The sequence below is a fragment of the Methylocucumis oryzae genome (assembly GCF_000963695.1).
In the GTDB taxonomy this organism is placed as follows: domain Bacteria; phylum Pseudomonadota; class Gammaproteobacteria; order Methylococcales; family Methylomonadaceae; genus Methylovulum; species Methylovulum oryzae.
Genome location: NZ_LAJX01000143.1, coordinates 1 through 8,349, shown reverse-complemented (window position 1 = coordinate 8,349; position 8,349 = coordinate 1). Strand labels below are relative to the sequence as shown.

Below are 8,349 nucleotides of genomic sequence, written 5' to 3'. Positions count from 1 at the left end.
CAAGCAACAGCTTAAGCGACTTATAGACCATTGCCAAACCGCTAAACCCAGACTGAGTCCGTGTGATGTGCCATTAGTCAACCTAAGCCAAGCGCAATTAGACCAGCTACAGCAGCATAGCGACATTACCGATGTTTACCCGCTGTCGCCTATGCAGCAAGGCATTTTGTTTCATGCGTTGCAAACCGGTGAGCATGACCCGTATTTTTATCAACGTGTGTTTGTGTTGCGCGGTAATTTAAATACTGCGGCATTACGGCAGGCTTGGCAGGCGGTTGTAGAGCGTCATCCAGTGTTACGAGCAGCGTATCTTTACGAAGACCAACCTATACCGCTAACGGTTATTCATGCTCATCGCACAGTGGAGCTTTTCGAGGCTGACTTGCGCGCTATGACTGTCGCTGAGCGTTGGGCGAAGTTAACAACGTGTATAGAACGCGAACGTAGCAAAGGCTTCGATTTTTTGGCAAAACGTGGTTTTGAATTAAGTTTATTCCAAATAGCTGAACGTGAATGGTGGTTATTATGGAGCCACCACCATATTGCATTGGATGGCTGGAGTATGGGGCTGGTGCTACGTGATGTGTTTCTGGCTTATCACGGACATTCGTTAATCGCCGCGCCAGATTACCGTAACTATATTGCGCATTTGTCAAAAACTGAGCCTGAACAGGCATTGCAATTTTGGCGACAAACCTTGGCTGGTTTTACTACACCCACGCCGTTACCACTCGCTGCGTTAATTAGCACCGGTGACGATAGCCGTTATGTTGAAGTTCAGCGACAGTGGTCGATGGCCGATATTGCCGCGTTACAACATGCCGCTAAAGCTAACGGCATAACGTTAAATACCTTGTTACAAGCCGCTTATGCTTTATTGCTATCACGGCATGGTGGAGGTACCGATATAGTCTTTGGTATGACGGTTTCCGGGCGTTCGTCTGGCTTAACCGGCATAGACGATATGGCAGGATTGTTTATTAACACTTTGCCGTTACGAGTAAAACTGCGAGACTCGGCCCCGTTAAAAACATGGCTAAACGAGTTGCAAAGCCAAACCGCTCTACTGCGCGAATTTGAAGCCACGCCATTAGCTGATATTCAACGCGTGAGCGAACTGGCTGACGGCGAACCGCTGTTCTCAGCGATTTTAGTCGTAGAAAACTATCCTTTGGATGCTGTGCTGCGGGAAGCCAAGCAAAGCATACAGATTAGCTTGTTAGACGATGAAATCGCTGACGATATAAAATCTGCGCGACGTGGCCGTAATCATTTTGCGTTGAGCTTAATTGTGCGGCTAGAGCAAGGGTTAGATTTGACGTTTTCTGGCCGACAAGCGCTGTTGCAACCGGGTGCAATGGCAGTTTTAGCAGAACGTTATTGTGAGTTACTCAAGCAATTAATCACAACGGAAGCCGCCACCGTAGGCGATATTCACGTTAAATTGAATAACCCTTTAACTATCAATTGTCCACCTAAGCCAACCTGGGACTTCGTTATCGATGCGTGGCATCAAGCTGTAAGTCGTACGCCTTTTGCGACGGCAGTCAACGATAGCACGGGCAGCAAAACCTTTGCTGACATCGACCAAACTGCGACCGCTTGGGCGCTTAGCTTGGTTGAGCATGGCGTTGGCCCTGAATGCGCCGTTGCCGTGTTATTAGAACGCTCTATTGCTTGGTATACGGCATTACTGGCAATACTCAAAGTCGGCGCCGTCTATGTACCGCTGGATTATCGCCAACCTGCTGAACGCTTGAGGTTTTTGTTACAGGATAGCGGCGCTGTTGTGGCATTAACCGACGATAAACAACCTATTGTCGCAGTGCCCGACTTAAACGGCTTAACCGTGTTAACCGTGACTGAGCTGCCTGAACAAACTACCGAAGCACTGCCTTTAGCAAAATTATCACCGCTAAACGCCGCCTATAGGATTTACACATCAGGCTCTACTGGTAAGCCTAAAGGCGTTACCATCAGCCACGCGTCCTTAAACCAATATGTTCATGGGGTATTGACGCGCGTGTCATGGCCTGAGCACGCGGTGTTGGCAATGATGTCAACCACGGCCGCCGATTTAGCGCACACGGTGGTATTTACTGCACTGGCAACAGGTCAGTGTTTACATGTTATCAGTCCTGAACAAGCCGCCGATGCTGACTTTTTTGCCGACACCATGCAAAAGCATAAGGTTGGCGTATTAAAAATTACGCCCAATCATTTACGCGGCTTATTACAAGCACAACAGGCTGCCGACGTATTACCCGAACACCTGTTAATCTTAGGCGGTGAAGCTTGTGCGTGGGACTTAGTGGCGGATATTCAAGCGCTAAAACCAGATTGCCAAATCATTAATCACTACGGCCCCACCGAAACAACGGTAGGCGTACTCACTGAAGCGATTACCGAACTAGCGCCAAACAATCTGCCTTGCGCGGCAATAGGCCAGCCATTACCCGGTGTTGGCGCGTATGTGCTAGATAATGCGTTGAATTTATGCCCTGACGGTGTGCCAGGTGAATTGTATATTGGCGGTGCATCGGTGGCGCGTGGCTATCATGGGCAAACAGGCTTAACGGCAGAAAGGTTTTTACCTAACCCTTATCAAGCCGGTAACCGCATGTACCGTACCGGCGACCGGGTCGTGAAGGTAAATGGAAGCTTGGTTTGGCTAGGCCGTATTGACGAGCAAGTTAAAATTCGCGGTTTTAGGGTAGAGCCACATGAGGTAACCCGGCAATTGCAGGCTATGGCAATGATACAAGCCGCGCAAGTTATTGCCGACCATAACCCTGATGATGGCCGCATCTCGTTGCTGGCGTTTGTGGTGTTAAAAGCGGGAGCAACAGTAGCTGATGTGCGCACTGCATTAACAGCAACCTTACCCGATTACCTTGTCCCTGCGCAGTTTATTGTCTTGCCAGCCTTACCGTTGACCGCCAACGGCAAGCCAGACCGTAATGCGTTAGCTTCGTTAGCCAAACAGCATAGAAGCAACTTACACGAACAAGTGATAGGCTCTGAGCCTGGCGCAAGACTCGCACCACGTAACGCGTTAGAACAACAAATCCTGGCGATTTGGCAGACCGTATTAAAAACCGATGCGCTAGGCGTAACTGATAATTTCTTTGCCTTAGGCGGCGACTCAATTCTTAGCCTACAAGTCATTGCTAGAATGCGGAAACAAGGTTTTAAACTGACGCCTAAAATTCTTTTTGATAATCAAACCATTGCTGACTTAGCGACTGTGTTGGCGCAAGAGGTGAAACCTGCGTTATCAACTATTCCGCGTAGTGAGGTCAGCAGCTTAGCGCCTTTGTCTTATGGCCAAGAACGCTTATGGTTTTTACGGCGGCTACAGCCCGACACGAGCAACTACCATATCGTAGGCGGACTTAGCATAACGGGTTCACTGAATCCTCACGCAGTCGAGCAAAGTTTTGCTGTGTTAATGGCACGCCATGACATGCTAAGCAGCGTTATTGTTGAGCATAACGGTCAAGTTCAACAGGAGCTGCTAACTGGTTTGAGCTTACCAGTTCACTACTATGATTTAAGCCAAGAACAAAATCCTAGCGCTCTCGCTGAAACCTTATCACAACAAGATGCAGGGCGCCCTTTTGCGTTGACGGGCTTGTTATGGCGGGTAACCCTAGTCAAGCTTGCCGATGACGCTTGGCAAATTTGGCTCACGTTGCATCATTTACTGGCCGATGGCTGGTCTATGAGCTTATTACTGCATGAGTTCAATGCGTGTTATGCCTTTTTCAGTCAAGGGGAGTCGCTCACCTTAGCCGACTTACCTATACGTTACAGCGACTATGCGCGTTGGCAGCGTGACTGGCTAACAGCAGGGGAAGCTAAACGGCAACTGGCGTATTGGCGGCAACACATAGCGAATGCGCAATCCACGATACCGTTGCCTTACGATTTTCCTCGCCCTAGCGAATTGACAGGGCGTGGCGATGCCGTGGCCTTTGCATTTACTCCGCGACAAAACGCTGCGCTACATAGTCTGGCGTTAAGCACGAACACCACGCCGTTCATGGTGTTACTGACTTTATTTTATAGCCTGTTGTATCGCTATAGCGGACAAGCGGAGCTATGTGTCGGCGTACCAGTTGCTAACCGTCAACGCTTAGAAACCGAGCCAGTGCTAGGCTTTTTTATCAATACCTTAGTGCTACGCACACAATGCCACGGACATTTAACAATAGCCGAGTTGCTAGCTCAAGTTAAGCAAACGGTGATTAGTGCGCAAGAACATCCCGACTTACCGTTTGAGCATCTAGTTGAAGTGCTAAAACCTGAGCGTCATTTAAACCGTAATCCATTGTTCTCTGTGCTGCTAAACCATCAAAAACGCGATAGCCGCGTATTAGCGCCGGTACCGGGTTTAAGCGTGAGCTTGTTACAACGCGAGCATCCGGTGGCGCAATTTGAGTTAAGCCTAGTCACCGAAGAAGACCAAGAGGGTGCTATACGCGGGCAGTTTGTTTATAGCGAAGATTTATTTAAGCGAGAAACGATGACTCGCCTGTGTGAGCATTTCTTAACCTTAGCGACTGCGGCATTAACCCAGCCAAAACACGTGTTAGCGGAATGTGCATTGTTAAGTAACAACGAACTATTGGAATTACAGCATTGGAATCAAACCACACAGGTTTATCCTGACGCGTTAGTGCCGGAATGGCTGAGCATTACTGCCGCTAAACAACCTAATGCGACGGCATTAATCTTAGGTCATGAAACCTTAAGCTACCAAGCCTTTGAGCAAGCAACGAATCGTTTAGCTCATTATTTACGCGGCCTAGGTGTAGGGCCAGAAACGATAGTCGGTGTCATGTTACCGCGCTCGTTTGAATTAGTGATTGCGTTATGGGCAGTCATGAAAGCAGGTGCTGCCTTTTTACCGCTAGACCCGGATTACCCGTCAGCACGTCTAGCCTATATGGCCGAAGATGCCAAGATTAAAGTATTGCTTAGCCATAGTCAGTTAACCGCGTGGTTATTAACTAGTGGTATTCCCCGCATCAATGTCGATACGCTTGATTTAATCGACCAGCCGGTAATGCCACCTCGTTTACCAAGGCTGGATGCGTGTTTAGCCTATGTTATTTACACCTCAGGCTCTACTGGACGGCCTAAAGGCGCTGGCAACCATCATGCAGCGTTGCGTAATCGCTTACAGTGGATGCAGCAAGCTTATCCATTAACACCTGCTGATACCGTATTACAAAAAACACCGTCTAGCTTTGATGTGTCAGTATGGGAGTTTTTCTGGCCGTTTTTAGCGGGCGCTAGTTTGTGCTTAGCTGAACCGGGTGCGCACCGTGACCCTGCCCGTATAGCTGAATTAATGCTGGCTCATGATGTAACGACGGTGCATTTTGTCCCATCCATGCTCGCTGAATTTGTTAACCAACCTTCATTACCCGTATTGCCTAAGCTCAAGCACGTCATGGCCAGCGGTGAAGCGTTAAGCGTGGATTTGCAACAACGTTTCAACCAAAAACTGCCTAAAGCGTGTTTGCATAATTTATACGGCCCAACCGAAGCGGCCATTGATGTGACCCATTGGACGTGTCGTAACGACGGTGGCTTAAGCGTGCCTATCGGTCAGCCTATTGCCAATACGCAAATTCATATTTTGGACCAAGATTTAAACCCCGTGCCAACAGGCGTGGCAGGCGAGTTGTATATCGCAGGCATTGGTTTGGCGCGCGGTTATCAAAACAACCCCGGCTTAACTGCCGAGCGGTTTTTGCCCAATCCATTCCAACCCGGAACACGTATGTACCGGACTGGCGATCAAGCCCTACGGTATTCTGACGGTATTTTGCACTACTTAGGCCGTCTGGATTTTCAAGTGAAATTGCGCGGTCAGCGTTTAGAGTTAGGCGAGATAGAAGCCGCGTTGTTAGCGCAACCCGGTATTAACGAGGCCGCCGTAACTGTTCACGACGGACGCTTAATCGCTTATGTGGTGGCAAATCGCATGACGCTAGATGAAAGCGCGTTAGCGTCTGCGCTACGCCAGCATTTGCCGGATTACATGATTCCAGCCCATATCCAAACGTTACCTAGCTTACCTAAAACGGCTAGCGGCAAATTAGATAGGCACGCCCTACCTAAACCTGACTGGCAAACCGCTATTTATTTAGCGCCTAAAACCCCTATTGAACAAGCATTAGCTGCCATTTGGCAGGAGTTACTAGGCATAGAACAGATAGGGCTGACTGATAATTTCTTCGCATTAGGCGGACATTCATTATTGGTTACGCGCTTAGTCGCTCGCGTCCATGAACAACTAGGCGTGGTTTTGCCCTTACGCGCGGTATTTAGCGCCGAAACCTTAGCGGAGCTGGCTAGCATTATTACCAAAGCACAGCCTTCTAACCCTATAGAGGCCCAGCTTGCTGACATGAGTGATTGGTTGAGTGAGTTGGAAGCGTAGAGACTTCAAACAATCAAGTTTTCGGTTTTTTGTGTAGGGTACACGTTGCCATTAAGTTTTCATCGCTGCCAGAGCGGTTGCAGCGCATTCCCACGCAGAGCGTGGGAACGATGAAAAAAGGTACGCACAGCGTACCCTACGACTAAACACTATACATTTACGGTTATTGTGAACGCATGATAAATACATCTTATTCAAATAGCGCTGAAGCGTTGGCTAAGCGATTTTTAGCGTTGCCACCGGATAAACAACAGCAGTTTTATAACAAATTACGGCAACAAGGCGTGGATTTTAAGGCGTTGCCTATTCCTACGGGAGCGGATAACCAAGCCCCGTTATCCCTATTCCAACAAGGCTTATGGGTATTGCATGAACTCGACACGGCTAACACGGCTTACCACATAGCCGGAGCTATCCAAATTACCGGTCATGTCGATGTCAATACCGTGCGCTCTGCTTTTACTGCACTGATGTTGCGCCACGACAGCTTACGCAGTGTATTCAAAGCTGAAGATGGCTTGGCGTCTATCAACATTCTGACGGACTGTGATTTACCATTTATTTACCATGACCTGACTAACCATTTTGACGCCGAAGCTGAAGCGCAGGTCTTAGCAGAAACGGCAGTATTAACACCGTTTGCATTGGCTGAACAACCCGCTTGGCGCTTAGTCGTCATCAAACGCGCTGAACACGACTACGAACTCAATCTAGTCTTACACCATCTCATCGCCGATGGTTGGAGTATGACTTTATTACTCAGCGAATTCGCTGAGTTATACCAAGCGGAACTCAACGGTGTTAGCGCTGAACGTGCTAAGTTGCCAATACGTTATGCCGACTATGCGCGTTGGCAACGCGCTTGGACGGCAGCCGGCGCTTATGACCAGCAGCTGGCGTACTGGACAGACTTGCTCAGTGGTGAACAACCGGTCATCGAGCTGCCTTATGACTACCCGCGCCCCAACCAACCCCGTCAAGCCGGTGGTCGCATCACGTTTAGCTTATCTGAAACAGCTAATCAAGCCTTGGCTACCTTAGCGCAGGAATACCAAGCCAGTCCGTTTATGGTGTTACTGGCCGGGTTCGCCGTTTTGCTTTACCGCTACAGTGGCCAAACCGACTTACGTTTAGGTTTGCCATTAGCGACTAGACAGCGTCCAGAAACGCAACAGCTCATCGGCTATCTGGTTAACACGGTGGTGTTCGTGTGCCGGATACAAGGTCAAGACAGTTTTGTCAGTGTCTTAAGCCAAACCAAGCAGCGTTTATTAGATGCCGAAGCGCATCCCGATGTGCCGTTTGAACACGTGGTTGATGCCATAAACCCGGAACGCCGGTTAGGGCAAAATCCGTTATTTCAAATTCTGGTTAATCATCAGCAAATCACGGACTCGCTGGCCATTCATGGTTGGCATATTCAATCTCAACAGCTCGATAACCGTGCCGCGCAATTTGACCTCAGCTTAGACACGCAACAAGACCGGCATGGTCATATCAACGGTTTTTTCACCTATGCCTCTGAGCTATTTGCCGCTAATACGATTCAACGACTCAGCGATGCTTACCAACATCTGCTTAGTGAACTGCTAGCCGCGCCTGAGCAACCTATTGCTTGGCATTCCTTGGTGAATCAAGACTTTGTCAGCTATCGCATGGAATACCTAGACGGTACTGAACAGGTGAGCTATGTCCACCAGCGCATTCACATGATGGCACAAAGCCAACCCAACGCCATTGCGCTTATCGACGGCGAGACCCGCTTAAGCTATGGCGAACTAGAACGTCAGTCCAACCGCTTAGCGCACAGTCTACAACACAGTGGCCTAAAACCTGATGATATTGTTGGCCTGGTCTTGTCACGTACCGTCAACAGCGTGGTGGCTATGCTG

2 protein-coding genes are annotated in these 8,349 nt (G+C 49.0%); both read left to right on the top strand.

Annotated features, from left to right (window positions below):
• Positions 1–67: 67 nt before the first annotated feature.
• Positions 68–6,457 (top strand): non-ribosomal peptide synthetase, encoded by a 6,390-nt coding sequence (locus tag VZ94_RS14125; protein ID WP_052700556.1) that lies wholly within the window; start codon positions 68–70, stop codon positions 6,455–6,457.
• Between the two features lie 176 nt (positions 6,458–6,633).
• A partial coding sequence (locus VZ94_RS14120; RefSeq protein ID WP_045779721.1) for a condensation domain-containing protein occupies positions 6,634–8,349 on the top strand: 1,716 nt, incomplete at its 3' end.